This is a genomic window from Streptomyces sp. NPDC021019 (assembly GCF_044333295.1).
Lineage (GTDB): Bacteria > Actinomycetota > Actinomycetes > Streptomycetales > Streptomycetaceae > Streptomyces.
The window spans coordinates 2,294,756-2,321,154 of the sequence record NZ_JBIRQR010000001.1 but is presented as its reverse complement, the minus strand read 5'-3'; the positions used below and the strand labels follow the sequence as shown (position 1 = coordinate 2,321,154).

The following is a 26,399-nucleotide window of genomic DNA, read 5'->3' as shown; positions in this document are numbered from 1 at the left end:
GGATCCTTTCGGACCCGAGGTGGAGGGGTTCCGTGAGTGACTCACGGGACCCCTCCGAATTCCCCGCGGATCCTCGCGGACCCGAGAGTTGATCAGCCTCGCGGCTTCTCGCGCATCTCGTACGTCGCGATGACGTCGTCGATCTTGATGTCGTTGAAGTTTCCGAGGTTGATACCGCCCTCGAAGCCTTCGCGGATCTCGGTGACGTCGTCCTTGAAGCGGCGCAGACCGGAGATGTTGAGGCTCTCCGCGATGACCTTGCCATCGCGCAGCAGGCGCGCCTTGGTGTTGCGCTTGACCTCGCCGGAGCGGACCAGCACACCGGCGATGTTGCCCAGCTTGGACGAGCGGAAGATCTCGCGGATCTCCGCCGTGCCGAGCTCGACCTCTTCGTACTCCGGCTTGAGCAGACCCTTGAGGGCCGCTTCGATCTCTTCGATCGCCTGGTAGATGACCGAGTAGTACCGGACGTCCACGCCTTCGCGCTCGGCCATCTGCTCGGCACGCCCTGCGGCGCGCACGTTGAAGCCGATCACGATGGCGTCGGAGCCGGTCGCCAGGTTGATGTCCGACTCGGTGACCGCACCCACACCGCGGTGCAGGATCCGGATGTCGACCTCTTCGCCGACGTCGAGCTGGAGCAGCGAGGACTCGAGAGCCTCCACCGAACCGGACGCGTCGCCCTTGATGATGAGGTTGAGCTCCTGGACCAGACCGGCCTTGAGCGCCTCGTCCAGGTTCTCCAGGGAGAACCGGACACCCTTGCGGGCGAAGTTGGCGTTGCGCTCACGGGCGGCACGCTTCTCGGCGATCTGGCGGGCCGTACGGTCCTCGTCGACCACCAGGAGGTTGTCGCCGGCACCCGGGACGTTGGTGAGACCGAGCACCAGGACCGGGGTCGAGGGACCCGCTTCCTGGACGTTCTGACCGCTGTCGTCGAGCATGGCGCGGACTCGGCCGTAGGCGTCGCCCACGACCACCGTGTCACCGATGCGCAGCGTTCCACGCTGGACCAGGACGGTCGAGACGGCACCGCGACCGCGGTCGAGGTGGGACTCGATCGCAATACCCTGCGCGTCCTGCTCCGGGTTGGCCCGCAGGTCGAGCGAGGCGTCGGCGGTGAGGACGACGGCCTCCAGGAGAGCCTCGATGTTGAGGCCCTGCTTGGCGGAGATGTCGACGAACATGGTGTCGCCGCCGTACTCCTCGGCCACCAGACCGAACTCGGTGAGCTGACCGCGCACCTTGGTCGGGTCGGCGCCCTCGACGTCGATCTTGTTGACCGCGACCACGATCGGCACCTCGGCCGCCTTGGCGTGGTTCAGTGCCTCGATCGTCTGGGGCATCACACCGTCGTTGGCCGCCACGACGAGGATCGCGATGTCGGTCGACTTCGCACCACGGGCACGCATGGCGGTGAACGCCTCGTGACCCGGGGTGTCGATGAAGGTGATCTTGCGGTCCTCGCCGTTGACCTCGGAGGAGACCTGGTACGCACCGATGTGCTGCGTGATGCCGCCGGCCTCGCCCGCGACGACGTTCGTCTTGCGGATCGCGTCCAGCAGTCGGGTCTTACCGTGGTCGACGTGACCCATGACGGTCACGACCGGCGGACGCGAGACCAGAGCCTCTTCGCCGCCCTCGTCCTCGCCGAACTCGATGTCGAAGGACTCGAGCAGCTCGCGGTCCTCCTCCTCGGGGCTGACGATCTCCAGGACGTAGTTCATCTCCTCGGCGAGAAGCCGGAGCGTCTCGTCGGAAACGGACTGCGTGGCGGTGACCATCTCGCCGAGGTTCATCATCACGGCGACGAGCGACGCCGGGTTGGCGTTGATCTTCTCCGCGAAGTCGGTGAGCGAGGCGCCGCGCGACAGCCGGACGGGCTGTCCGTTGCCGCGAGGCAGCATGACGCCGCCGACCGACGGGGCCTGCATGGCCTCGTACTCCTGGCGCCTCTGCCGCTTCGACTTACGGCCACGACGCGCCGGACCGCCGGGACGGCCGAACGCACCCTGTGTGCCACCGCGGCCACCGGGGCCACCGGGACGGCCGCCGAAGCCGGGACGACCGCCGAAGCCGCCGCCGCCACCGGGACGACCGGCACCGCCGCCGCCACCGGGACCGGCCGGACGACCGGCGAAGCCGCCACCGCCGCCGCCACCGGGACGACCGGCGAAGCCGCCGCCGCCACCGGGACGCCCAGCGCCGCCACCGGCACCGCCGGGACGACCGCCACCGCCGCCGGGACCACGGCCACCGCCGGGGCCGCCGCCGGGACGCGGGCCCGCTGCGGGACGCTGCGGCATCATGCCCGGGTTCGGGCGGTTACCGGCGGGACCGCCGCCGGGACGCGGAGCCTGCGGACGGGGCATGCCGCCCGGAGTGGGACGGGCACCGCCCTGACCCTGACCGCCCTGGGGGCGCGGGGCGCCACCGGGGCCACTGCCCTGGGGACGCGGGGCGCCGGGGCGCTCCGAGCCGCCACCGGGGCGCGGGGCACCACCCGGACGGGGCGCGCCGGGGCGCGCCATGCCGGTGGAACCGCCGGAGGTGAAGGGGTTGTTGCCCGGACGGGGACCGGCCGGACGGGCGCCGCCGGGGCGCGGGGCACCCTGGCCCGCGGGACGTGCGGGGCGGTCGCCGCCACGCTCGCCACCACGGCCGCCGTCGCGCTGGCCACCGTCACGGCCGCCGTCGCGCTGGCCGCCGGCCGGAGCCGGACGGGCGGGTGCGGGACGGGGGCCGGGGGTGGCACCCGCGGGACGCGGGGCCTGGGGCTGCTGCGGGGCAGCCGGCTGGGCCGGAGCCGGAGCCGAGAACTCGGCGGCCGGGACCGGGGTCACCGGGGCCGCCTTCGGCGCGGGCTTCGGACCCGGACGGGGGCCCGCCGACGGCGCGGAGGGCGCCGCCGGGGTGCTGCTGGGGGTCTCGGCCTCGGCGGCCGGCTTGGGAGCCGGTGCGCCGGGCTTCGGGGCCCCGGGGCGTGCCGCGGCTGCCGGGGAGGGCGCTGCGGGCTTCACGGGCGCCGCCTTGCGGGGCGCACCGGGCTTGGCAGCGGACTTGCCGGCGTTGCCGCCGGGCCCCTGCAGTGCGTCGGTCAACTTACGTACAACCGGCGCCTCGATCGTCGAGGACGCCGAACGGACGAATTCACCGAGTTCTTGGAGCTTGGCCATGACGACCTTGCTCTCGACGCCGAACTCCTTGGCGAGTTCGTATACCCGGACCTTAGCCACTTCGCTCCTTTTAGGTCCGGGTTACCGCCGGACCGTCGCTACTTCATGGGCGTACTCATCGCGTACTCATCGAGTGCTGCTCATCGCAATCTCGACCTACTTCCAACTCGCGAGGTACCTGACCGCACGGGGACCCGTGCCGTTCACTTTTCTTACGTTTCTTACGGTGCAGCCCGCTCGACGAACCGCGTCAGTGCCGCGGTGTCGAACGGCCCCTTGGCCTTGAAGGCCCGGGAGAACGCCCGGCGGCGGACCGCCAGGTCGAGGCAGACGGAGACGGGGTGCACATACGCACCCCGGCCGGGCAGCGTACCGCGTGGATCAGGGGCGCAGGCGCCCTCGTCCACCACGATGCGCAGCAGCTCGCTCTTGGCCGCTCGCTCCCGGCATCCCACACAGGTTCGCTCAGGGCAAGCGCGGGCTTGCGTCCGGCCAGACACGTTTAAGTCTACCTCCCCGTACCGACCTCGCCGCTTTGGGGCAAGAATCGAACGGATGTTGTCGTGATCTCAGCGGCGTACCGCTCAGATCTATTCCCTGAAGCCCCTCCGGGTCAACGCCTTTCCGAGCGCTCCCGGGCCCGCTCGGCCCGCTCGCGGTCGGCGTTCTCGCGCTCCTCGTCCGTCTCGGTGTCCGGACGGATGTCGATGCGCCAGCCCGTGAGGCGGGCGGCGAGGCGGGCGTTCTGGCCCTCCTTGCCGATCGCCAGCGACAGCTGGTAGTCCGGCACGGTGACGCGAGCGGAGCGGGCGCCGAGGTCGACGACCTCGACCTTGCTCACCCGGGCGGGCGACAGGGCGTTGGCGACCATCTCGGCCGGGTCGTCGGACCAGTCCACGATGTCGATCTTCTCGCCGTGCAGCTCGGCCATGACATTACGCACACGGCTGCCCATCGGACCGATGCAGGCGCCCTTGGGGTTCAGGCCGGCCCGGGTGGAGCGCACGGCGATCTTGGTGCGGTGGCCGGCCTCGCGTGCGATGGCCTCGATGACCACCGAGCCGTCCGCGATCTCCGGGACCTCCAGGGCGAAGAGCTTCTTCACCAGGTTCGGGTGGGTGCGCGAGAGCGTCACCGACGGACCCCGGACGCCCTTGGCGACCCGTACGACGTACGTACGAAGGCGCAGGCCGTGCACGTACTCCTCGCCCGGGACCTGCTCCTGGACCGGCAGCATGGCTTCCATCTTGCCGATGTCGACCAGGACGTTCTTCGGGTCCTTGCCCTGCTGGACGACGCCCGTGACGACATCGCCCTCGTGGCCCGCGTACTCCCCGAAGGTGCGGTCGTCCTCGGCGTCGCGCAGCCGCTGCAGGATGACCTGCTTGGCGGTGGTCGCGGCGATCCGGCCGAAGCCCGACGGGGTGTCGTCGAACTCCTTGGGCTCCTGGCCCTCCTCGAGGTCGGCCGGGTCCTCCTTGGCCCACACCGTGACGTGGCCGTTCGCATCGAGCTCCACGCGGGCCCGGCGGTGGCTGCCGTCGGTGCGGTGGTACGCGATGAGGAGGGCCGACTCGATCGCCCCGACGAGCACGTCGAAGGGGATCTCCTTGTCCTGCGCCAAGCCCTTCAGAAGCTTCACATCGATGTCCACGGCTACGCCTCCTCTTCCTTCTTGTCCTTGCGGTTGAATTCGATCTCCACGCGCGCCTTGGCGATCTCGTCGAAGGCGAGGCGGCGGGCGGTGGGCTTGCGGCCCTTGACGCCGGGCACTTCGAGGTCGAGCCCGTCCTCGTCCACCGCGAGGATGCGGGCGACCAGCTCACCGGAGCCGTCGCCGGTCAGGTGGAACCTGGCCAGCCGGCCGATGGCGCGTACGTAGTGGCGGTGCTCGGTCAGCGGGCGGTCCGCGCCGGGGGAGCTGACTTCGAGGACGTACTCGCCCTCGCCCATCGCGTCGGTCTCGTCCAGCTTCTCGGAGATCGCGCGGCTCAGCTCCGCACAGGCGTCCAGCTCCACGCCCTCTTCTGAGTCCACGATGATCCGCAGCACTCCTCGGCGGCCGGCCCGGGACACCTCGATCTCCTCGAGGTCCAGCTGCTGCGCGCTGACGAGCGGTTCCAGCAACCCGCGCAGCCTCTCGCTCTGGGTGGTGCTCATCCGGGTGACTCCTCGGCCGCGTGTGCTGTTGTGGGGATCTTCGTGCGTCAGGTCAAAGGGTATCCGGTCGCCAGGGGTGTTGCCGTCCGCCCGTCGCTCGGCCGCGGGTACGCTCGCCTGCGGTGATCACATCAGGACAGATCCTGTCAGGATCGGTCCAGGCCCGAAGGAGAAACGTGCGGCACACGGGGACGACGCGCAGGGGGGTGCTCACCGCTTCGGGAGCCCTCGCCCTGGGTGCGGTGCTGACCGGCTGCGGGGGCGGCGACGGGGCGACGGACGGCGGGGAGCCCGCGCACTCCGGCGCGCGGGCCGCCGCCTCGAAGGCCGGGAGGGATCTGCGCGAGAGGGCGGCGCGCGACGGAGCCCTCCTGCTCGCCCGGTACGACCTGGTGGCCGAAGCGCATCCGACGACGGCCGCTGGCCTGGCGCCCCTGCGGGCCGCCGTACGGGAGCACGGCAAAGCGCTGGCGCCGCCGCGCGCGAAGGGCGCCCCGAAGGCAGACGCCCCGCCGGCCGCACCCGGCCCGGTGTCCGCCGCCCCGAAGGCCGCGGTGCGGGAGCTGGCCGCCGACGAGCGCCGCCGGGCCGACGCGTACGCGCAGGCATTGCTGAACGTCGAGCCGGAGCTGGCCCGGCTGCTGGCCTCGGTGGCGGCGGCCGCGGCGGCGCACGCGTATCTGCTGACCGAACTGGCCGAGGAGACAGCCGCATGAGCACCCGATCCGCCCGGCCCTCCGAGGAGGACGCCGACTCCCCCGAGCTGACCGCCGTCCAGGCGGCCCTGGCCGCCGAGCACGCCGCGGTGTACGGCTACGGGCTGCTGGGCGGCCGCCTGGACGGGAAGCGGGGCGAGGCGGCTCGCGCGGCGTACGACGGGCACCGGGCCCGCCGGGACGCCCTGGCGCGCACCGTACGGGACCTGGGCGGGATGCCGGTGGCCTCGGACGCCGCGTACGCGCTGCCGTTCGCCGTCACGGACTCCCCGTCGGCGGTACGGCTGGCCGCGGTGCTGGAGGACCGGATCGCGGGCGCCTACGCCGATCTCGTGCGGGCCACCGAGGGCGCTCGCCGCGAGGAGGCCGCGGGCGCGCTGCGGGAGGCCGCGGTGCGGTCGGCCCGCTGGCGGGGCGGCAACGTAGCCTTTCCGGGGCTCGCCGAGCGGGCCGCCGGTGCGGATCCGGCCGCGACGGGCCCGTTGGAGGCCGCCGGCGCGGACGGCGCGCGCTGATACGGAGAACGCGCGCTGACACCAAGAACCGGAAAGGGAACACACGACGTATGGGTTTCGAACCGCCGCAGCGCCTGGTGCGCGCGCTCGGTGAGATGTACGGGGACACCGCCGCGGCCGACTGGCTGGACGCGCTTCCCGCGCTGACCGAGCAGGCGCTCACCGCCGGGGGCGGCCTCACCGTGGAGCGGGTGGCCGCCCCCGGCGGGCGCAGCTCCCTGGTGGTTCTGGTGCGGCGGCCGGACGGGACCCCGGCAGCGCTGAAGATCGCCCCGCCGGTCGCCGGTCCCGGGCTGGAACGGGCGGCGCTGGAGCACTGGAACGGGTGGGGAGCGGTGAAGCCGCTGGCCGCGCCGGAGCTCGACGCGTCCGGTGCGCTGCTGCTGGAGCGGCTGCACCACGAGGTGTCGCTGCGCTCGCTGCCGGAGGCGAAGGCGCTGCTGGAGGCGGCGGGCACGCTGCGGCGGCTGTGGGTGGAGCCGCCGACGGGGCACGCCTTCGAGAGCGTGGCCGGGCGGACCGATCGGCAGAGCGCCGGGATGCGGGCGGCCGCCGAGGCCGACCCGGAACTGGCGCCGCTGGTGGAGGCGGCGCTGGCGGCGCGGGCGGAGCTGGTCGAGGCGTCACCCGAACTCCTCCTGCTGCATGGCAACTTCCGGCAGAGCAAGGTGTTCTCCGGGGAGCGGGCGCCGTGGCTGACGGTGGGTCCGGAGCCGCTGGTGGGCGAGCGCGCCTATGACCTGGCGCGGCTGGTGCGAGACCGGGTGGAGGATCTGATCGCCTCGCCCGGTGGCCCGGTGACGGCCCGGCGCCGGGTCAAGCGGCTGGCGGAGTCGTTGGAGGTGGAGCAGGCGCGGCTGCACGGCTGGACGCTGTTCCGGGCGGTCGAGTCGGGCACCCGCGCGCTGGCCGAGGGACGGCGGCAGATGGGCGAGGTCAACCTGGAGTTCGCGGGCTGGCTGTAGTCCGGCGTACGTACGAGGAGGGCCCCCGCGCACGGTGCGCGGGGGCCCTCCTCGTAGGCGGGTGTGCGTGATCAGGCCGGGTCGGCCGTCAGGCGGGCGATCGCCTCGTCGACGGTCAGCTCCTCGCGCTCGCCGGTGCGGCGGTCCTTGAGCTCCAGGACGCCGTCGGCGGAGCGGCGGCCCGCGACCAGGATCTTGGGGACGCCGAGCAGCTCGGAGTCGGTGAACTTCACGCCGGGCGAGACGCCGGGGCGGTCGTCGACCAGGACCCGCAGGCCCGCCGCGTTGAGCTTCTCCGAGACGTCGAGGGCCAGCTCCGTCTGGAGGGCCTTGCCGGCGGCGACGACGTGGACGTCGGCCGGGGCGATCTCGCGGGGCCAGCACAGGCCCTTGTCGTCGGCGGTCTGCTCGGCGAGGGCGGCGACGGCCCGGGAGACGCCGATGCCGTACGAGCCCATGGTGACCCGGACGGGCTTGCCCTGCTGGCCGAGGACGTCGAGCTGGAAGGTGTCGGCGTACTTGCGGCCCAGCTGGAAGATGTGGCCGATCTCGATGGCGCGGTCCAGGGTGAGGCCGGTGCCGCACTTCGGGCAGGGGTCGCCCTCCTCGACCACGACGACGTCGAGGTACTGGTCGACCTCGAAGTCGCGGCCCGCGACGACGTTCCTCGCGTGCTTGCCCTCCTGGTTGGCACCGGTGACCCAGGAGGTGCCGGGGGCGACGCGGGGGTCGGCGAGGTAGCGGACCTTCTCCAGGCCCTGGGGGCCGACGTAGCCGCGTACGAGGTCGTCGCGGCCGACGAAGTCCTCGGCGGTGACCAGCTCGACGACGGCGGGGGCCAGGTGCTCGCCGAGCTTGCCGAGATCGACCTCGCGGTGGCCCGGGACGCCGACGGCCACGATCTCGCCGTCCACCTTGACCAGCAGGTTCTTCAGGGTGGCGGAGGCGGGGACGCCCAGGTGCGCGGCGAGGGTCTCGATGGTCGGGGTGTCGGGGGTGTCCAGCTCCTCGACCGCGCCGTGCGCCGAGCCGTCGACCGGGGCGAGCGCGAAGGTCACGGCCTCGGTGTTGGCGGCGTAGTCGCAGTTCGGGCAGTCGGCGAAGGTGTCCTCACCGGCGGCGGCGGGAGCGAGGAACTCCTCGGAGGCCGAGCCGCCCATCGCGCCGGAGACGGCGGAGACGACGCGGTGGTCCAGGCCGAGGCGCTCGAAGATCTTGATGTACGCGGCCCGGTGCAGGGCGTAGGAGTGCGCGAGGCCCTCGTCGGTGGTGTCGAAGCTGTACGAGTCCTTCATCTGGAACTCGCGGCCGCGGAGCACGCCGGAGCGGGGGCGGGCCTCGTCGCGGTACTTCGTCTGGATCTGGTAGAGCATCACCGGCAGGTCCTTGTAGGACGTGCACTGGTCCTTGACGGTCTGGGTGAAGATCTCCTCGTGGGTGGGGCCGAGGAGGTAGTCGCCGCCCTTGCGGTCCTTGAGGCGGAAGAGCAGGTCGCCGTACTCCTCCCAGCGGCCGGACGCCTCGTAGGGCTCCTTGGGCAGCAGGGCGGGCAGCAGGACCTCCTGCGCGCCGATGGCGTCCATCTCCTCGCGGACCACGTTCGAGATGTTGTCCAGGACCTTCTTGCCGAGCGGCAGCCAGGACCAGATGCCGGCCGCGTTGCGGCGGACGTATCCGGCGCGGACCAGCAGCTTGTGGCTGAGCGTCTCGGCGTCCGCCGGGTCGTCGCGCAGTGTCTTGACCATCAATCGGGACATGCGCTGGACCTGGGCCATGATGAACTCCTGCTCGCAAGGGTGGTGAGCCCGAGGTTAGCCGGGCGGTGCGGGCTGGCGGAAATCCATTCAGGCCCCGGGCCTCGCGCGCAGCAGCGGCAGGGGTGCGCCCATGACCGCGTAGGGCTGCGGGGCGCTCGGGAAGACGACCTGGCGGGCCAGATCGCGGTAGCCCAGCGAGCGGTACAGGGTGCGGGCCGGGCTGTCCTTGTCGATCGCCGAGAGGATCGACCTGGGCTGGCCGACGGCGTCGGTGATGGCGGTGATCAGGGTGCGGCCGATGCCGCGCCGCTGGTGGTCCGGGTGGACGTGGAGTTCGGTGATGACGAAGGAGTCGTCGAGCCAGCCGTCGGAGCCGGTGGCCCGCAGGTAGGGCTCGACGACGGTGGACCACCACTGGGCGCGGTCGTTGGGCAGCCCGTAGACGAAGCCGACGAGCCGTCCGTCGGGGGCGGTGGCGCCGAGTGCGCGGGCGTGGGGGTGCTCCAGGTGCCTGAGGACGATGTGGCGGCGTACGTCGATCTCGTCCTGGCTCAGTCCGAAGGCGGCCGCCTGGACGCGCAGGGCTTCGTCGACGCGGGCGGCCAGGTCGACGGGGCCGATCTCGGCGTCGGGTGCTGCGGGGCCTTCTCCGGGGACTGCTGCTGCCATGCGGGAACCCTACTGGCCGGGGCGGGCGGTCAGAACCGTGCGTTCCGGGGGCGCGCACGTGTGACGGTTCAGAACAGGACGCTCATGAACGCGCCGACCTCACGGAATCCGACACGGTGGTAGGCCTTGCGGGCGGGGGTGTTGTAGTCGTTGACGTACAGGCTGACGACGGGGGCGACGTCGGCGAGTGCGTAGCGCAGGACGGCGGCCATGCCCGTCTCGGAGAGGCCCTTGCCGCGGTGTTCGGGGGCGACCCAGACCCCCTGGATCTGGCAGGCCTGTGGGGTGGCCGCGCCGATCTCCGCCTTGAAGACGACCTTGCCGTCGTCGATGCGGGCGAAGGAGCGGCCGGCGCCGATGAGTTCGGCGACGCGCGCCTGGTAGAGGAGTCCGCCGTCGCCGGCGAGCGGGGAGATGCCGACCTCCTCGGTGAACATCGCCACGCAGGCCGGCATCAGGGCCTCGGTCTCGTCCTTGCGGATGCGGCGGACGAGCGGGTCGGGCGTGACGTCGGCGGAGAGGCTCTCGGTGACCATGAGGGGCTGGTTGGCGCGGACCTCGCGGGCGGGGCCCCAACTGGGTTCGAGGAGCCGCCAGAGCTGGGTGGTGGGTTCGGCGGGGCCGACGATGGAGGAGCAGCGGCGGCCGGCCCGGCGGGCCCGGTCGGCGAAGGCGCGGACGGCCTCGGGGCCGGCGCAGATGGGGACGAGGTTGGCGCCGGAGTAGCACAGGGAGCGGAGCATCCCGTCGGCGTACCAGCCCCACATCTCGCCGCCGAGGCGCCAGGGGTCGAGCCCGGCGACCTGCACGCGGGACGTCACGAAGGCGTTGGCCACGGGCTCGCTCTCCAGGATGGCGAGCGCTGCCTGGAGGTCGCTGGGTTCGAGGACCCGGGTGGTGGTCTGCGTCAACACGAGGGGGCCTCACCATGCGGTCTGCTGATTTCCGCACTGTAACCGACGAGCCTGTCGAACGCCGCTCGAGTCCGGAAGACGGTCGCCGGGCAGGGCGGTGGGGCGTGCGGGGGCCGGACCCCGGACGCGCCGCCGCCCCACCGGGCGCGGGGCCCGGTGGGGCGGCGGCGAGCCGGTGCGACGCGGGTCAGCTGATGGAGACCTCGGGCTCGCCGGACGGGATGCCGTCCTTCTCCATCTGTTCGGCGATCTTCATGGCCTCTTCGATGAGGGTCTCGACGATCTTCGACTCGGGGACGGTCTTGATGACCTCGCCCTTCACGAAGATCTGCCCCTTGCCGTTGCCGGAGGCGACGCCGAGGTCGGCCTCGCGGGCCTCGCCGGGGCCGTTGACGACGCAGCCCATGACGGCGACGCGGAGCGGGACCTCCATGCCCTCCAGGCCGGCGCTGACCTGGTCGGCGAGCTTGTAGACGTCGACCTGGGCGCGGCCGCAGGACGGGCAGGAGACGATCTCCAGGCGGCGCTGCTTGAGGTTGAGCGCCTCCAGGATCTGGAGGCCGACCTTGACCTCCTCGGCCGGCGGGGCCGAGAGGGAGACGCGGATGGTGTCGCCGATGCCCTCGGAGAGCAGCGCGCCGAACGCGACGGCCGACTTGATGGTGCCCTGGAACGCCGGTCCGGCCTCGGTGACGCCGAGGTGCAGGGGGTAGTCGCTCTGGGCGGCGAGCTGGCGGTAGGCGTTGACCATCACGACCGGGTCGTTGTGCTTGACCGAGATCTTGATGTCGCCGAAGCCGTGCTCCTCGAAGAGGGACGCCTCCCACAGGGCCGACTCGACGAGGGCCTCGGGGGTGGCCTTGCCGTACTTCTTCAGGAGCCGCGCGTCCAGGGAGCCGGCGTTGACGCCGATCCGGATCGGCGTGCGGGTCTCGGCGGCCGCCTTGGCGATCTCCTTGACCTTGTCGTCGAACTGCTTGATGTTGCCCGGGTTCACCCGGACCGCGGCGCAGCCGGCGTCGATCGCGGCGAAGACGTACTTCGGCTGGAAGTGGATGTCGGCGATCACCGGGATCTGCGACTTCCGGGCGATCGTGGCGAGCGCGTCGGCGTCGTCCTGCGTCGGGCACGCGACCCGGACGATCTGGCAGCCGGACGCCGTCAGCTCGGCGATCTGCTGGAGCGTAGCACCGATGTCCGACGTACGCGTCGTCGTCATCGACTGCACGGAGACGGGCGCGTCGCCGCCGACCGCGACCGTGCCGACCTGGATCTGTCGGCTGACCCTTCGGTCGGCGAGCTTGGTCGGAACGGCCGGCATTCCGAGAGAAATCGCAGTCATGCGCTGTGCATCCCCAAGGTGTGGATCAAGGTCCCGAGATCGGCGGGCTCCAGCCTTCGAGGTTACGGCACCGGAGGCGGGGCGGACGCACCGTGTCGACAAGTCCACCCGTTGGTGAGCGGCCGGACACGGGGGGTGTGCCCGGCCGACACCTGAGGGCGCCGCGCGGCCGTCAGGAGATCTTGACGGGGTTCACGATGTCGGCCACCAGGACCAGCAGCGTGAAGCAGATGAAGAGTCCGGCGACCACGTAGGCGACCGGCATCAGCCGGGCCACGTCGAACGGGCCGGGGTCGGGGCGCCGGAAGACCTTGGCCACATTGCGCCGCAGGGACTCCCAGAGCGCGCCCGCGATGTGCCCGCCGTCCAGCGGGAGCAGCGGCAGCATGTTGAACAGGAACAGCGAGAGGTTGAAGCCGGCGAGCAGGAACAGCATCATCGCCACCTGGTTCTGCGCCGGGATGTCGAGGTTCATCACCTCTCCGCCGATCCGGGCCGCGCCCACCACGCCGACCGGCGAGTCGTCGGCCCGTTGGCCGTCGCTGAAGGCGGCGTCCCAGAGGGCCGGGATCTTGGACGGCAGCGCGATGATCGAGTCGACGCCGTTCTCGATCATGTCGCCCATGCGGACGGTGGAGTCGGCGAAGGAGAGCGGCACGATCTCGGTCCGGGCGGCGAAGCCCAGGTAGCCCGCCTTGATGAACTGGTCCGGGACGACCTGGCCGTTGCCGTCCTTCTTCGCGACGGCGTTCTCGCGCAGGACGGCGTCGAGGGTCACTTCCCTGCCGTCGCGCTCGACGACGAGGGTGGCGGGGCCGATGGTGTCGCGGATGCGGTCCGAGAGCGTCGCCCAGTCGTCGACCTTCTTCCCGTCGAAGGCGACGATGCGGTCGCCCTCCTGGAGGCCGGCGGCCTTGGCGGGCGAGACGGGGTCGCCGTCCTCACAGGTCTCGCGCTTGTCGCTCTGCGAGATCACGCACTGCTGGACGCCGGCGACCTCGGTGGTCTGTGTCTGGAAGCCGAAGGTCATCGCGACGCCCATGAAGATGGCGACCGCGAGGATCAGGTTCATGAAGGGGCCGGCGAACATCACGATGACGCGCTTCCACGGCTTGCGCGTGTAGAAGAGCCGCTTCTCGTCGCCCGGCTCCAGTTCCTCGTAGGCGGCGGAGCGTGCGTCCTCGATCATGCCGCGCCAGGGCGATGTGGAGCGGGCTTCGAGCCGGCCGTCGGGTCCTGGCGGGAACATGCCGATCATCCGGATGTAGCCGCCGGCCGGGATGGCCTTGATGCCGTACTCCGTGTCGCCCTTCTTCTTCGACCAGAGCGTCGGGCCGAAACCGACCATGTACTGCGGGACCCGGATGCCGAACATCTTGGCCGTGGAGAGGTGGCCCAGCTCGTGCCAGGCGATGGAGAAGAGCAGGCCCACGACGAAGACGGCGATCCCCAGGACCGTCAGCAGGACCGAGGTCAGACTCATGCGCGCGCCTCCGCTGTCGCTTTCGCCGAGAGTTCCCGGGCCCGTGCGCGGGCCCACGTTTCCGCTTCGAGGACGTCCGCGACGCTGAGCGAGGTTCCCGGGGCGGGGGTGCCGTGTTCGGACACCACAGCGGTGACCGTATCCATGATTCCGTTGAAGGGCAGCTGTCCGGCGAGGAAAGCGTCCACGCATTCCTCGTTCGCGGCGTTGAAGACGGCCGGCGCGGTGCCGCCGAGCCCGCCCACGTGCCGGGCGAGGCCGACCGACGGGAAGGCCTCGGTGTCCAGCGGGAAGAACTCCCAGCTGGACGCCTTCGTCCAGTCGAAGGCGGGGGCGGCGTCCGGGACGCGCTGGGGCCAGCCGAGGCCGATGGCGATGGGGCCGCCCATGTCCGGCGGGGTGGCCTGGGCGAGCGTGGAGCCGTCGCTGAACTCGACCATGGAGTGCACGTAGGACTGGGGGTGGACCACGACCTCGATCCGGTCGAACGGGATGTCGTAGAGGAGGTGCGCCTCGATGACCTCCAGGCCCTTGTTGACCAGGGTCGCGGAGTTGATGGTGATGACCGGTCCCATCGCCCAGGTCGGGTGGGCGAGCGCCTGCTCCCGGGTGACGTCGGCCAGCTCATCGCGCGTACGGCCCCGGAAGGGTCCGCCGGAGGCGGTGACGACGAGCTTGCGGACGTCGGCGCGGGTGCCGGCGGCCAGCGCCTGGAAGAGCGCGGCGTGCTCGGAGTCGACCGGGATGATCTGGCCGGGGGCGGCGAGCGCCTTCACCAGCGGGCCCCCGACGATCAGCGACTCCTTGTTGGCGAGGGCGAGCGTGCGGCCCGCCTTCAGCGCGGCCAGGGTGGGGGCGAGGCCGATGGAACCGGTGATGCCGTTGAGCACGGTGTGGCAGGCGCTCGCGGCGAGGGTGGCGGCGGCGTCGGGTCCGGCCAGGATCTCGGGGAGCGGCTCGCCGGGCCCGTAACTCTCCCGCAGCGCCGTGCGCAGGGCGGGGACCGCGTCCTCGGCGGCGACGGCGACCGTGTCGACCCGCAGCCGGTGGGCCTGCTCGGCCAGCAGGGCGACCCGGCCGCCGGCGGCCGAGAGCGCCGTGACCCGGAAGCGGTGGGGGTTGCGCAGGACCAGGTCGATGGCCTGGGTGCCGATGGACCCGGTGGAGCCGAGGATCACGAGATCCCGGCGGCCGTCCGCGGCGTCGAAGACGAGGTGCGGATCGGCGAGGGGGGCGGGGCTGTCGCTCATGCCCCCCATTGTTGCCGCTCCGGCTGTGTGCGGGGACAGCGCGTCCCGGGTGGGCCGCGCCGCCCCTCCCGTCAGCGCGCCGCGAGGCCGTCCGCGAAGTCCTGGAACACCTCGTGGAAGCGCGGAAACGTCTTGCGTACGCAGCCGGCGTCGTCGTACGTCAGTCCTGGGGTGCGCAGTCCGGCGACGGCGAAGGACATCACGATGCGGTGGTCGCCGTGGGTGGCGATCCGGGTCGGCTTCGGTGTCCCGGGGTGGATCTCGATCCAGTCGGGCCCGGTGTGGACGGTGATGTCCATGGCGCGCAGGTTCTCGGCGCAGGCCTCCAGTCGGTCACACTCCTTGACCCGGGTGTTGGCGACGTCCTCGATCCGCACGGGTCCGTCCGCGTGGGGGGCGATGGCGGCGAGGGTCGGCATGGTGTCGGAGATGTCGCGCATGTTGACGGTGAGGCCGCGGAGCCGGCCGGTGGAGCGGACGGTGGTGGCGTCGGCGCCCACCTCCACCTCGGCGCCCATGGCACGCAGGACGTCGACGAAGCGCAGGTCGCCCTGGAGCGCGCCGGCGCCGAGGCCGGGGACGGTGACCTGGCGGCCGGTGAGGGCGGCTGCGGCGAAGAAGTAGCTCGCGGTGGAGGCGTCGGGCTCGACGGCGTACGCGGTGGCCCGGTAGTCGCCGGGAGGGACGGTGAAGGTGTTCCCCTCCCGCAGTACCTCCACGCCGAAGTCGCGCATCATCGCGAGGGTGATCTCGACGTACGGCGCGGAGACCAGCTCGGTGACCTCGATCCGCAGCCCCTTCGCGGTGAGCGGTCCGAGCATCAGCAGTGCGCTGAGGTACTGGGACGACTCCCCCGCGTCCAGGGCGATCTCGCCGCCCTCGATCCCGGCGGCCCGGACGGTCAGCGGGTGGTGCCCCTCGGCCGCCTCGTGGCGCAGGTCGACACCGAGGGCGGTGAGGGCGCGGGTGAGCGGGGCGAGCGGGCGGCGGCGCATCTGGGCGGAGGCGTCGAAGCGGTACGTGCCGGAGGCGGCGGCCGCGACGAGGGTGGGCAGGAAGCGGGCGGTGGTCGCGCCGTCGCGGCAGAAGACGTCGGCGTCGGGTACGCCAGGCCCGGCGGGGCGGCCCTCGACGTGCCAGCGGTCGGCCTCCCGGTCGACCGTGTAGCCGAGGCTCTTCAGTCCTTCGGCGAAGCCCTCGGTGTCGTCCGAGCGCAGCGGCCGCAGCAGGGTGGTGGTGCCGTCCGCCGCGGCGGCCAGGAAGAGGGCGCGGGCGGTGACGGACTTGGAGCCGGGAATGTCGATGACGGTCACGGCCCTCATCCTGCCCGGCCGCGGGCGGGGCGTACGGGGTGCGTCCGGTGCGTGGACGGGGTGGACGCACCCCGCTCGGCCCCGGGGCTCAGCGCACCGGACGGTGCTGGTTCTCCTGGACGGAGGGTCCGGGGGTGGCGTCCGCGATCCAGGGGCCCTCGCCGCTGGGGTCGACGACGCCGTCCTCCAGCCAGGTGTACGTCCCCGCCAGGACGCCGTCGACGACGCGCCGGTCGAGGTCGTCGGTGTTGGACCACAGGCGGGTGAACAGCTCCTCGACCCGGATGCGGGCCTGCCGGCAGAAGGCGTCCGCGAGCTGGTAGGCCTCGCGGCCGTGCTCCCCCGTCCCGCGCAGGTGCTCGGCTCGGACGCAGGCGGCGCTCATCGCGAAGAGTTCCGCCCCGATGTCGACGATCCGGCCGAGGAAGCCCTGCTTGGTCTCCATCCGCCCCTGCCACCGGGACATGGCGTAGAAGGTGGACCGGGCCAGTTTGCGCGAGGAGCGTTCGACGTACCGGAGGTGACCGGAGAGGTCGCGGTGCCCGGTCGGGTGGAACTCGGCGTACGTACGCGGCAGTTGTCCCGGCCCGGCGACGAGCTTGGGCAGCCAGCGGGCGTAGAACCCGGCGGCGTTCGCGCCCGCCTTCGCCTTGTTGGAGAGCGGCTTGTCGGGGTCGATGATGTCGCCCGCGACCTTGAGGTGGGCGTCGACGGCCTCGCGGGCGATCAGCAGGTGCATGATCTCGGTGGAGCCCTCGAAGATCCGGTTGATCCGCATGTCCCGGAGCATCTGCTCGGCGGGCACGGCGCGTTCGCCGCGGGCGGCCAGCGACTCGGCGGTCTCGAACCCCCGGCCGCCGCGGATCTGCACCAGCTCGTCGGCGATCAGCCAGCCCATCTCGGAGCCGTACAGCTTGGCGAGGGCGGCCTCGATGCGGATGTCGTTGCGGTCCTCGTCGGCCATCTGCGAGGAGAGGTCGACGATGGCCTCCAGGGCGAAGGTGGTGGCCGCGATGAACGAGATCTTCGCGCCGACCGCCTCGTGCCGGGCGACGGGCCTGCCCCACTGTTCCCGGACGCCTGACCATTCACGGGCGATCTTCAGGGACCACTTGCCCACGCCCACGCACATCGCGGGCAGCGAGAGGCGGCCGGTGTTGAGGGTGGTCAGGGCGATCTTCAGACCGGCGCCCTCGGGCCCGATCCGGCAGGCGCCGGCCACCCGGACCCGGTGGAAGCGGGTGACGCCGTTCTCGATGCCGCGCAGGCCCATGAAGGCGTTGCGGTGCTCGACGGTGACGCCGGGGGCGTCGGCCTCGACGACGAACGCGGTGATGCCGCCGGGATGGCCCTCGGAGGCGGGGACCCGGGCCATGACGACGAGGAGGTCGGCGACGACGCCGTTGGTGGTCCAGAGCTTCACGCCGTCGAGGACGTAGTCCGGCCCGTCGGGCACCGCGGAGGTGGCGAGGCGGGCCGGGTCGGAGCCGACGTCCGGCTCGGTCAGCAGGAAGGCGGAGATGTCGGTGGTGGCCAGCCGGGGCAGGTAGACGTCCTTCTGCTCCTGGGTGCCGAAGATCTTCAGGGGCTGCGGTACGCCGATCGACTGATGCGCGGAGAGCAGCGCGCCGATCGCGGGGCTGGCCGAGCCGGCCAGGGCGAGCGCCTTGTTGTAGTACACCTGGGTGAGGCCGAGCCCGCCGTACTTGGTCTCGATCTTCATCCCGAGCGCGCCCAGCTCCTTGAGCCCGGCGATCACCTCGTCGGGGATCCTCGCCTCGCGCTCGATCCGCGCGCTGTCGACACGCGTCTCGCAGAACGTGCGCAGCCGCGCCAGGAACTCCTCGCCGCGCCGGATGTCGTCGGGCGGCGGCAGGGGGTGCGGATGGATCAGATCCAGGCGGAAGCGCCCCAGGAACAGCTCCTTGGCGAAGCTGGGCTTGCGCCAGTCCTGCTCCCGGGCGGCCTCGGCGACCCGACGCGCCTCGCGCTCGGTGACCTTGGGCGCCCTGGGGGCCTGGGGCGTGTTGTGTGGTGCGGACATGCGGGACCTCACCTCGCCGCGCGCCACCGGACGGATGGACCCCTGAACCTGGACGCACGGACTGCTAGTCGCTGCTGCTACTGGGCTGCTCCTGGTCCGTATGTAACCCGTGTACCCGTGGTTCGGCACCCGCACCAGTGCCCGCGCGCGGATACGCGGACGGCCCGAACCCCCGCACAGTGGGTTCGGGCCGTCCGTCTCGCGCCCCCGCCCGCGCCCGCTGTCCAGGCGGGGGCGGGGGTCGTCCGGGGTGTTACAGGGCGAGGCCGGTGAGGACCAGGACGCGCTCGTAGGTGTAGTCGTCCATGGCGTAGCGGACGCCCTCGCGGCCGACGCCGGACTGCTTGGCGCCGCCGTACGGCATCTGGTCGGCGCGGTACGAGGGGACGTCGCCGATGATCACGCCGCCGACCTCCAGGGCGCGGTGGGCGCGGAAGGCGGTCTGGAGGTCGTGGGTGAAGACGCCGGCCTGGAGGCCGTACGCGGAGGCGTTGACGGCGGCGAACGCCTCGGCCTCGCCGTCCACCTTCTGGAGGGACATGACCGGGCCGAAGACCTCTTCGCCGGAGAGTTTCACACCGTCGGAGAGGCCGGCGACGACGGTCGGCGCGTAGGTGGCCCCGTCGCGCTTGCCACCGGTGAGCAGTTGGGCGCCGCCCTGGACGGCCTCGTCGACCCAGGATTCGACGCGCTTGGCCGCGTCCTCGCTGACGAGGGGGCCGACGTCGGTGGCGGCGTCGGCCGGGTCACCGGTGACCAGGGCCTCGACGGCGGCGACGATCTTGGGGACGAGCCGGTCGTAGACAGTGGCGTCGGCGATGACGCGCTGCACGGAGATGCAGGACTGGCCGCCCTGGTAGTTGGAGAAGGTGGCGATCCGGGTGGCGGCCCAGTCGAGGTCCGCCTCCGACGCGTAGTCGCCGAGGACGACGGCCGCGCCGTTGCCGCCGAGCTCCAGGGTGCAGTGCTTGCGGGGCGCCGACTCCATGATCGCGTAGCCGACCGGGCCGGAGCCGGTGAAGGAGATGACCGGGAGCCGCTCGTCCTGGACGAGGGCGGGCATCTTGTCGTTGGGGACCGTCAGGACGGACCAGGAGCCGGCCGGCAGGTCGGTCTCGGCGAGCAGCTCGCCCAGGAGGAGGGAGGAGATCGGGGTGGCCGGGGCCGGCTTGAGGATGATCGGGGCGCCGACGGCGATGGCCGGGGCGACCTTGTGGGCGCTGAGGTTCAGCGGGAAGTTGAAGGGCGCGATGCCGAGGACGGCCCCGCGCGGGAAGCGCCGGGTCAGCCCGAGCCGGCCGGTGCCGCCGAGGTCGGTGTCGAGCCGCTGGGCCTCGCCGCCGTTGAAGCGGCGGGCCTCCTCGGCGGCGAACCGGAACACGGACACGGCCCGGCCGACCTCGCCGCGGGCCCACTTGATCGGCTTGCCGTTCTCCGCCGAGATCAGCTGGGCGATCTCCTCGGTGCGCTCCGTCAGCCGCCGTACGACGTGGTCGAGGGCCCCGGCTCGGACGTGCGCCGGGGTGGCGGCGAACTCGTCGCGCACCGCGTGGGCGGCGGCGACGGCCTCCTCGACCTGGGCGTCGGTCGGCACGCTGACGGTGCCGACGAGGCGTCCGTCGTACGGGTTGGTGACGTCGAAGCTGTCGGCACCGGTGGCCCGGCGGCCGGCCACCCAGAAGGCGTGGGGCGAAGTCATGGAGGTTCCGGCCCTTCGGAGGTCGTGAGGAGGTCGTGAGGAGGTCGTGACCGAAGTCGTGACCGAAGGTCGTGGGCGCCCGGGAGGCTCCCCTCTGTGGTTCCACGGTAGGGCGGGGAGGCGCTCAGGGCGTTTGTCCGGCGTGGAGCGGAGCGGGGGCCGGGTGCTCCGAATTGGCGGAGACGGTGTCGCCGGACCGCGCGGGCCGGGACGTTCCGGGCCGCCCCGTTCGCCGGCCGAGATCCGGTACGAGGGTGAGCAGACCGGCCACCGCGAGTCCCGCACCCAGCCAGAGAGGGGCCCGCAGGCCGAACCGGTCGACGCCCACACCGCCCAGCGCCGAGCCGAGGACCACGCCGAAGGTGATGAAGGAGCTGTGCACGGTGTTGACGAGCGGCCGGGCGTTGCCCCTGCGCTGCACGCGCGTGACCAGGGCCGGGTTCATGGTGACTCCGACGAGGCCGATGCCCAGCATGCAGAGCACCGCCCAGACCCCGAACCCGGCCAGCAGCGCGAATCCGGCCAGGAACACCGCGTTCAGGGAGAGGCCGAGGAGCAGGACGGGGAGGGCGTGCCGGTCGGCGAGCCGACCGACAACGGTGTTGCCGATGACGGTGGCGGCGCCGTATGCCAGGAGCAGTAGCGGGACGGTCCCCGAGGAGAATCCGGTGACCCGGGTGAGGATCGGGTTGAGGTAGCTGAAGGCGGAGAAGGTCGCGCCGATGACCATGGTGCTGGTGAGCAGGGTGAGCCAGAGCCTGGGGGCACGGAAGGCCGTCAGTTCGGAGCGGAACGTGCCGCTGCCCTCCGGCCGGCCGGTCCGGTCCACGCCGATCAGGGTGCACAGGGCGGCGGCGGCCGTCAGCGCGGAGATGACCCAGAACGCGGCGCGCCAGCCGTACCGTTCGCCGGTCAGGGTGGCCAGCGGCAGACCGAGCAGGGTGCCGAGCATCAGCCCGTTGAGGATGACCGCCACGGCCCGGCCGCGTATCTCGGGGCGGGTGAGCTGGGAGCCGAGCGATATCGCGACGCCGAAGAAGGCTTGCGAGGCGACCCCGGTGATGACGCGGGCGACCACCATGGCCGGGTAGCCGGAGGCGGTGGCGGCGAGCACGTTGCCGGCCAGGAAGACCGGGAAGAGGACCATGAGCGCGGTCTTGGGCGGAAGCCGCAGCAGGGCGACGGAGAGCAACGGTCCGCCGAGCGCCATGGACAGGGCGAAGACGGTGATCAGGTAGCCGATCTGCGGGACGGTGACGCCCAGCCCTTCGGCCATCTGCGGCATCAGTCCCGCGACGACGAATTCGCTGGTGACCATGGCGAAGATGCCGAAGGCCAGGACGTGGACGGCACGAGGCATGATGGCTCCCCCTAGTGGGTGCGACGAAGTTTTGTATGGAGCAGTTCAAAACATGGGCATGAGTGGGCCGCCGCACCCGAGTGCGGCGGGACGGGAGCGCTCAGCGGATCAAGGCGTCCAGCGCGGTGTCGGCGACGGCCTGGACGGCCGCGCGGTCGGCTCCCCCCTGGGCGGTGACGCGCATGCCGCCGATGACGGCGTTGACGTAACGGGCGAGGGCGTCGGAGCCTCGCGCGGAGGCGATGGAACCGTCGCGCTGCCCCGCGGCGATGACGCCGGACAGGCTCCGCAGCCTGCGGGCCGCGTCCCGGTCCAGGAGCCGGGCCGCCTCCGGGTCCCGCGCCGCCCGCTCGACCGTGGAGTTGACCCCCAGGCAGCCCAGGCTGCGACCGCCGGGGCGGTGGTCGAACTCGTCGGCGACGACCTTGTCGAGCAGGGCGCGCACCCGCTCACCGGGCGAGCGGGACTCGTCGTCGAGTACGGCGTCCTGAGCGTCGGCCATGGTGTCCAGGTAGCGCGCCAGCGAGCGCGCGAACAGCTCGCGCTTGCTGCGGAAGGTGTTGTAGACGCTGCTGCGCCCCAGCCCCGTGGCGTCGCACAGGTCCTGGGTGGAGGTGGCCTCGTAGCCGTACTCCCAGAAGGTGCGCATCGCGGCATCCAGGGCTCGTTCCTCGTCGAACTGTCTCGGTCGGGCCATGCGAGCACTTTAGGGTTTTGGACTGCTCGATGCAATACGGGGTCACGCCCGGTGCTCACCCCTCGGCGGGCGTCGCCGCCTCGGTCGTCTTGAGGGCGAGCCACAGCTCCATGCGGACGTCCGGATCGTCCAGCGAGCGCCCCAGGATCTCCTCCACGCGGCGCATCCGGTAGCGCAGCGTGTGCCGGTGCACGCCCAGGTCGGCGGCGGCGGCGTCCCACTGGCCGTGGCGGGAGAGCCAGGCGCGCAGGGAGGCCACGAGGTCGCCGCGGCCCTTGGCGTCGTGCTCGTACAGCGCGCGGAGCATGCCGTCGGCGAAGGCCCGTACCGCGTCGTCGGCGAGCAGCGGCAGCACCGAGCCGGTGGCCAGCTCCTCGTGCTCGACCAGCGCCCTGCCGCGCCTGCGGGCGACGGAGAGGGCCTGTTCGGCCTGCTTGTACGCGGCGGAGACGGCGATCGGACCCGAGGGGGCGGAGAGGCCGACCACGACGTCGCTGTCCTCGGCGCCGCCCTCGCGCGGGGCGCGGTCGTCCTGGGCCTCGGCGTAGGCGGCGCAGGCGGCGACGGCGGAGCCGCCGTCCGCGGCGAGCACGACGACGCGCTCGCCCTCGGGGACCAGGAGCAGCGCCTCGCCGGAGCGGGCGGCGGCGGCCTCCATCGTCTCGGTGAGCAGCTCGGACCCGGCGGGGGCGGCGGTCTCGGCGATGAGCAGCCGGAACGGGGCGTCGAGCAGCCCGCCGTAGAGGTCGCCGGCGACCGCCCGCGCGTGGTCGGGCTGTCCGGCGAGGAGCATGCGCAGGACGGCGGCGCCCAGACGCTGCTCGGCGCCCTGGAGGGAGCGGGAGCGGGCGGTGGTCAGGGTGAGCAGGGCGACGGCGGAGTGCACGGCGTAGCGCTCGGCGGTCCCGAGCGCCGCCCCCGTACCGACGGCCAGCGCGCCGCGGGACCGGCGGCCGAGGCCCAGCGACTGGAGCTCGACCCGGTCCTCGCTGTCCCCGACGACGATGCTGGCGGGGGCGGGGCGGTCCCGGAGGCGTTCGACGTCGGGGGTGAGGCGGGCGGCTCGGCGGGCGGCCCAGTCGGGGGCGGCGGCCAGGACCGCTCCGGAGGTGTCGTACAGCGCGGCCCAGCCGTCGATGTGGACGGCGAGCCGGGCGAGGAGGTCGGCGGGCCCGTCCCCGGCGAGCGCGGCCTTCGTCAGCTCGCGCTGAGCCTCGAAGCCGGCGGTCACCGCGCGGTACTGGTCGGCGGCGATGGCGGCGGAGACGGCCTTGCTGATGGCGAGGAACGGGGTGCGGCGGGGAACTTCGAGGAGCGGCAGCCCGGCCTCCTCGGCGGCCTCCACGAGGGCGGCCGGGATGTCGTCGTAGTTCACCCCGACCGCGAACCCCACCCCGGCGACCCCGGCCCCGGCCAGCCGCCGCACGTAGCGCCGCATGGACTCGGGGTCGTCGGCGTCGAGATTGGTGGCGGTCACGAGGAGGAGTTCGCCGCCGTCCATGTACGGGACGGGGTCGGCCAGCTCGCTGGCGTGGGCCCAGCGCACGGGGGTGCCGAGCCGGTCCGCGCCCGCGCGCACGGTGAGCTTGAGCGCCGAGTGCTGGACGAGCGAGGCGAGCGTGGGAGGCATGGGCCGGGAACCCTCAAGGTCGGGGACGAGGTCACGGCGCCACCGTGCGGACGGCCGGATCGTCGGCCGGATCGGTGACACCGAATTTCGCCGTCTTGTACGAACGGCACTCTCCGATTCTGCCAGGGCGGCAGAGTGCCGGTAACCGCTCTCGGCCGCACTTCGCCCTACCTGCCGGTAGGCGCCTCAGGCCTTCCCGGCAGGTGCCTCAGCCGTCGAGGTGGACGAGGAGGGGGGGTGCGTGTTCGCCCTGGACGGTGGTGAGCGAGAGGACGGCGTGCCCGGCCGGCACCGCGTACGCCAGCTCCGAGGCGGACCAGCGCTCCCGCTCGACCTGGCGTACGGTCACCGCGTCCGTGGTCACCGCCTTGCCGGTGACGAGTTTGCGCAGGGCGTGCAGGGCCCGGGTGAACGGCTGGTCGGCGAAGACGGTGTGCTGGGCGACCTCGCGGGTCTCGACCCATTCCTTGCCCCAGGCTTCGGCGAACCGTGTGCCTTCCCAGGTGGTGATGCCGGGGAACGTCATCAGGCAGCCGACCGCGCCGAGCAGCGCCGCGTGCAGATGCGGCCCCACGTCGTCGAGGGACCGTACGGCCAGGACCGCCCCGGCGTTCAGCTGCCGCAGACGCTGCACCGCCCGGACGGAGTCGGTGGTCATCGCGCTCGCGGCATCGTCCAGGACGAGCGCGGCGAAGAGCGAGGAGTCCCGGCGCGCACCGACACTGGAGACGAACTGGGCGAAGACCAGTCGGGTGAGGATGCGCGAGGCCTCGGGATGACTTCGCTCCGGCAGCACGATCCGGACGCGCACCGGATGTTCCAGGGCGCGCAGGGAGAAGGGCCTGGACCGGCCCCGGGTGTCGAAGAAGGTACTGAAGGCGGGCCTGTCGAGAAACGCGATCCGGTCCGCGAGCACGCCGCTGAGGTCCGCGGACGTACCCAGCTGGCGCTCGCGTGCGTCGACCTCCCGCAGATAGGAACGATGTTCCTCCGGCTGGAGGTCATCGCGGAGCAGGTCCAGCACCTGACGGCCGCCGTCGAGCAGTTCCCGCAGTTCCGGCAGCGACGGGAAGCGGCCGCGGGCGGCGTTGAACGGGCCGATCAGCTGGCCCAGCGTGACGGCGGCCCGACGGCTGTCCACATCCGGCAGATCGCCGGTGAATGCCTCCGACAGGAGCATCGCGGCCTCGTCCGGGTCGGTGATCCCGCCGTAGAGGTCGAGGTCGTACACCGAGTCGGCGTCGCCGATCTTCACCACGACGTCGTAGGAAGCCTCGGGCCCCAGCTCGACGCCTTCGGCGGAGACGACGACCACGGCCGCTCGCCCGGCCAGTGCCTGGAGGGAGAGCGACTCCACCACCGGCCTCACCAGGCGTCGCGTCCGGTCGAAGCCGTGGGGGCCGACCGCCAGGAGCGAGGTGCCGAGGACCGAGGGGTCGAGAGCGGCTCCCGCCCCCCTCCGGGCGGCGGGATTGCGCGGATGTTCCGCGTAGGCGCCCATCCGCACCTGCGCGGTCAGCAGATCGTGGGTGGCGGCGCGGGCCGGGAGATCTCGGTCGCCCGAGGGATGCGGACAGGCCGCCGCCCCGCGCTTCGCCACTCCGTCGACGAAGACACCGGGCGGCAGAGCCCCGGCCGCCACCCGCGACCACGCGTGGCCGATCCTGGCGCAGTCGACATCGTTCATGCGCCGGGCTGCGACCTCGGCGGCGAGCCGGTCGGCGGCCCCGGGCTGCCCCGCAGCCCTCAACTGCGGCCACTGCGCGGGGTCTTCCCCAGTCCCGGGCTCGGATTCCGGGGGCGCGCTGGCGGGGCCGGGCTTCCGGAAGGGCTGTAGCCACCCGCCCGTCCGGGCGAACGGCCACAGCAGAGCCGCCCCGATCAGGACGTAGACGGCCACCCCCAGGACGGCAGCCGTCTCCGGATCGCCTCGGAACACGGACACCGGCACCAGCGCGTGAAGGACGGCGTAGAAGAACGGAAGCAGGCTCGTGCCCAGGACGATCCACACCACGAGGAGACCCGCGAGCGCGGCAGCAAGCGCTCTGGCGGGTTGGGGCCGGTCCATGACCAGCCTTCGGTACAGCGCCGGCCAGTTGCCGAGCCGTCCGCAGAAATAGATCAGAAGGGCGGCGAAGAGGCTGTTGTAGACGGCGCTGGCCGTCCGCGCGGACTGCCCGGGTTCGCCGCGCCACCAGTCGGAGGGGGTGAACAGTCTCAGGGGGAGCCGCTGCACGGCGATGTAGTCGGTGCGCCAGACCGCCCACGCGAAGACCCCACAGGCGATCGAGATGAGCGCACCCACGACCAGCGCGCGGGTGGGCACCTCGGCCGGGTCCCCTGCCGGCCTCGGCCGGTATCCGTACCGCCAGAGGCCGGGCTCGGCGTCCGCGCGATGCTCCCGGAGCCACTGCCGCACATCGAGGACCGCGGCGGGTGACCGGGGCGGAAGCGGGGGCAGGGGAGGCGGAGGCGGCGTGGGACGAGGCACCCGGGCGGCGCCGGCCTCGTTCCCGTAGGAGCCGCCGAGCCACCGCGCGCCGGGATCGTCCGTACCCTGCCCGCCCTGCTCACGCTGCGAGTCGTACGTGCCCTCGGTGCCCATTGCCACTGCTCCCCTGACGTGCCAAGGCGGTATCTCGGTGCAGTCGCTCAATCTAGTACCCGGAATCAGTACGTCATGGTCATTCCCGGTTCCCGGACCGCCTC

General features: G+C 72.4%; 20 protein-coding genes. 3 read left to right on the top strand and 17 right to left on the bottom strand.

All coding sequences use genetic code 11. From position 1 onward, the window contains the following. Nucleotides 1-92 precede the first annotated feature (92 nt). The 4 genes from infB to rimP form a co-directional block, all read right to left on the bottom strand. A complete protein-coding gene (gene infB / locus ACH4RG_RS10695; protein WP_397923854.1) occupies nt 93-3,236 on the bottom strand; it encodes a translation initiation factor IF-2 in 3,144 nt (1,047 codons plus the stop codon). Between the two features lie 161 nt (nt 3,237-3,397). Next, on the bottom strand, nt 3,398-3,676 hold the full coding sequence (locus tag ACH4RG_RS10690; RefSeq protein ID WP_397923856.1) for a YlxR family protein: 279 nt from the start codon (nt 3,674-3,676) through the stop codon (nt 3,398-3,400). Nucleotides 3,677-3,789: 113 nt separating this feature from the next. Then, a complete protein-coding gene (gene nusA / locus ACH4RG_RS10685) occupies nt 3,790-4,830 on the bottom strand; it encodes a transcription termination factor NusA (protein WP_007452815.1) in 1,041 nt (346 codons plus the stop codon). Between the two features lie 2 nt (nt 4,831-4,832). Next, nucleotides 4,833-5,336, bottom strand: coding sequence for a ribosome maturation factor RimP (gene rimP / locus ACH4RG_RS10680; RefSeq protein WP_397923858.1), 504 nt, complete (start codon nt 5,334-5,336; stop codon nt 4,833-4,835). 176 nt (nt 5,337-5,512) lie between these two features. Here rimP and ACH4RG_RS10675 point away from each other — a divergent pair, with 176 nt between their 5' ends. From ACH4RG_RS10675 to ACH4RG_RS10665, 3 genes are read left to right on the top strand one after another with little or no spacing between them, the layout of a single operon-like run. Next, nucleotides 5,513-6,052, top strand: coding sequence for a hypothetical protein (locus ACH4RG_RS10675; protein WP_397923860.1), 540 nt, complete (start codon nt 5,513-5,515; stop codon nt 6,050-6,052). Next, nucleotides 6,049-6,567, top strand: coding sequence for a ferritin-like domain-containing protein (locus tag ACH4RG_RS10670; protein ID WP_397923862.1), 519 nt, complete (start codon nt 6,049-6,051; stop codon nt 6,565-6,567). Before ACH4RG_RS10675 ends, ACH4RG_RS10670 begins: the two co-directional genes overlap by 4 nt. A 50-nt stretch (nt 6,568-6,617) precedes the next feature. After that, nucleotides 6,618-7,532: an aminoglycoside phosphotransferase family protein gene (locus tag ACH4RG_RS10665; RefSeq protein WP_397923864.1), complete on the top strand. Its 915-nt coding sequence runs from the start codon at nt 6,618-6,620 to the stop codon at nt 7,530-7,532. A 71-nt stretch (nt 7,533-7,603) separates the two neighbouring features. Here the strand turns inward: ACH4RG_RS10665 and ACH4RG_RS10660 are convergent, their stop codons facing one another. The 13 genes from ACH4RG_RS10660 to ACH4RG_RS10600 form a co-directional block, all read right to left on the bottom strand. Next, nucleotides 7,604-9,307 (bottom strand): proline--tRNA ligase, encoded by a 1,704-nt coding sequence (locus tag ACH4RG_RS10660; protein WP_397928676.1) that lies wholly within the window; start codon nt 9,305-9,307, stop codon nt 7,604-7,606. Between the two features lie 69 nt (nt 9,308-9,376). Then, entirely contained in the window at nt 9,377-9,958 is a 582-nt protein-coding gene (locus ACH4RG_RS10655) for a GNAT family N-acetyltransferase (RefSeq protein WP_398163146.1), read from the bottom strand. A gap of 68 nt (nt 9,959-10,026) precedes the next feature. Next, nucleotides 10,027-10,872, bottom strand: a complete 846-nt coding sequence (locus tag ACH4RG_RS10650) for a GNAT family N-acetyltransferase (protein ID WP_397923870.1) — start codon at nt 10,870-10,872, stop codon at nt 10,027-10,029. A 187-nt stretch (nt 10,873-11,059) separates the two neighbouring features. After that, complete coding sequence (ispG, locus tag ACH4RG_RS10645) at nt 11,060-12,214, bottom strand: flavodoxin-dependent (E)-4-hydroxy-3-methylbut-2-enyl-diphosphate synthase (protein WP_397923872.1); 1,155 nt, start codon at nt 12,212-12,214, stop codon at nt 11,060-11,062. 172 nt (nt 12,215-12,386) lie between these two features. Beyond that, entirely contained in the window at nt 12,387-13,697 is a 1,311-nt protein-coding gene (locus ACH4RG_RS10640) for a M50 family metallopeptidase (RefSeq protein WP_397923874.1), read from the bottom strand. Continuing rightward, the gene (dxr, locus tag ACH4RG_RS10635) at nt 13,694-14,947 is read right to left on the bottom strand and encodes a 1-deoxy-D-xylulose-5-phosphate reductoisomerase (protein WP_397923876.1); all 1,254 of its coding nucleotides are present in this window, start codon (nt 14,945-14,947) and stop codon (nt 13,694-13,696) included. Before dxr ends, ACH4RG_RS10640 begins: the two co-directional genes overlap by 4 nt. Before the next feature lie 71 nt (nt 14,948-15,018). Beyond that, the gene (aroA, locus tag ACH4RG_RS10630) at nt 15,019-16,260 is read right to left on the bottom strand and encodes a 3-phosphoshikimate 1-carboxyvinyltransferase (RefSeq protein WP_398539360.1); all 1,242 of its coding nucleotides are present in this window, start codon (nt 16,258-16,260) and stop codon (nt 15,019-15,021) included. Between the two features lie 88 nt (nt 16,261-16,348). After that, complete coding sequence (locus ACH4RG_RS10625) at nt 16,349-18,304, bottom strand: acyl-CoA dehydrogenase family protein (RefSeq protein WP_398539359.1); 1,956 nt, start codon at nt 18,302-18,304, stop codon at nt 16,349-16,351. A 253-nt stretch (nt 18,305-18,557) separates the two neighbouring features. Next, complete coding sequence (locus tag ACH4RG_RS10620) at nt 18,558-20,003, bottom strand: aldehyde dehydrogenase family protein (protein ID WP_398539358.1); 1,446 nt, start codon at nt 20,001-20,003, stop codon at nt 18,558-18,560. 124 nt (nt 20,004-20,127) lie between these two features. Further along, nucleotides 20,128-21,363 carry an MFS transporter gene (locus ACH4RG_RS10615; RefSeq protein ID WP_398539357.1) on the bottom strand — a complete coding sequence of 412 codons (1,236 nt, stop codon included), beginning with the start codon at nt 21,361-21,363 and terminating at the stop codon, nt 20,128-20,130. Between the two features lie 100 nt (nt 21,364-21,463). Next, on the bottom strand, nt 21,464-22,060 hold the full coding sequence (locus ACH4RG_RS10610) for a TetR/AcrR family transcriptional regulator (RefSeq protein ID WP_398163142.1): 597 nt from the start codon (nt 22,058-22,060) through the stop codon (nt 21,464-21,466). 55 nt (nt 22,061-22,115) lie between these two features. Beyond that, nucleotides 22,116-23,690 carry a PucR family transcriptional regulator gene (locus tag ACH4RG_RS10605; RefSeq protein WP_398539356.1) on the bottom strand — a complete coding sequence of 525 codons (1,575 nt, stop codon included), beginning with the start codon at nt 23,688-23,690 and terminating at the stop codon, nt 22,116-22,118. Between the two features lie 208 nt (nt 23,691-23,898). Then, nucleotides 23,899-26,295, bottom strand: a complete 2,397-nt coding sequence (locus ACH4RG_RS10600; protein ID WP_398539355.1) for an ATP/GTP-binding protein — start codon at nt 26,293-26,295, stop codon at nt 23,899-23,901. Nucleotides 26,296-26,399 lie beyond the last annotated feature (104 nt).

What these genes read in the sequence shown, in the direction of transcription:
- rimP (WP_397923858.1), bottom strand. Translation starts at nt 5,336, where the DNA reads ATGAGCACCACCCAGAGCGAGAGGCTGCGCGGGTTGCTGGAACCGCTC.
- ACH4RG_RS10660 (WP_397928676.1), bottom strand. Translation starts at nt 9,307, where the DNA reads ATGGCCCAGGTCCAGCGCATGTCCCGATTGATGGTCAAGACACTGCGC.
- ACH4RG_RS10615 (WP_398539357.1), bottom strand. Translation starts at nt 21,363, where the DNA reads ATGCCTCGTGCCGTCCACGTCCTGGCCTTCGGCATCTTCGCCATGGTC.
- ACH4RG_RS10625 (WP_398539359.1), bottom strand. Translation starts at nt 18,304, where the DNA reads ATGTCCGCACCACACAACACGCCCCAGGCCCCCAGGGCGCCCAAGGTC.
- ACH4RG_RS10620 (WP_398539358.1), bottom strand. Translation starts at nt 20,003, where the DNA reads ATGACTTCGCCCCACGCCTTCTGGGTGGCCGGCCGCCGGGCCACCGGT.
- ACH4RG_RS10600 (WP_398539355.1), bottom strand. Translation starts at nt 26,295, where the DNA reads ATGGGCACCGAGGGCACGTACGACTCGCAGCGTGAGCAGGGCGGGCAG.
- ispG (WP_397923872.1), bottom strand. Translation starts at nt 12,214, where the DNA reads ATGACTGCGATTTCTCTCGGAATGCCGGCCGTTCCGACCAAGCTCGCC.
- ACH4RG_RS10670 (WP_397923862.1), top strand. Translation starts at nt 6,049, where the DNA reads ATGAGCACCCGATCCGCCCGGCCCTCCGAGGAGGACGCCGACTCCCCC.
- ACH4RG_RS10605 (WP_398539356.1), bottom strand. Translation starts at nt 23,690, where the DNA reads ATGCCTCCCACGCTCGCCTCGCTCGTCCAGCACTCGGCGCTCAAGCTC.
- ACH4RG_RS10655 (WP_398163146.1), bottom strand. Translation starts at nt 9,958, where the DNA reads ATGGCAGCAGCAGTCCCCGGAGAAGGCCCCGCAGCACCCGACGCCGAG.
- ACH4RG_RS10640 (WP_397923874.1), bottom strand. Translation starts at nt 13,697, where the DNA reads ATGAGTCTGACCTCGGTCCTGCTGACGGTCCTGGGGATCGCCGTCTTC.
- ACH4RG_RS10665 (WP_397923864.1), top strand. Translation starts at nt 6,618, where the DNA reads ATGGGTTTCGAACCGCCGCAGCGCCTGGTGCGCGCGCTCGGTGAGATG.
- dxr (WP_397923876.1), bottom strand. Translation starts at nt 14,947, where the DNA reads ATGAGCGACAGCCCCGCCCCCCTCGCCGATCCGCACCTCGTCTTCGAC.
- ACH4RG_RS10610 (WP_398163142.1), bottom strand. Translation starts at nt 22,060, where the DNA reads ATGGCCCGACCGAGACAGTTCGACGAGGAACGAGCCCTGGATGCCGCG.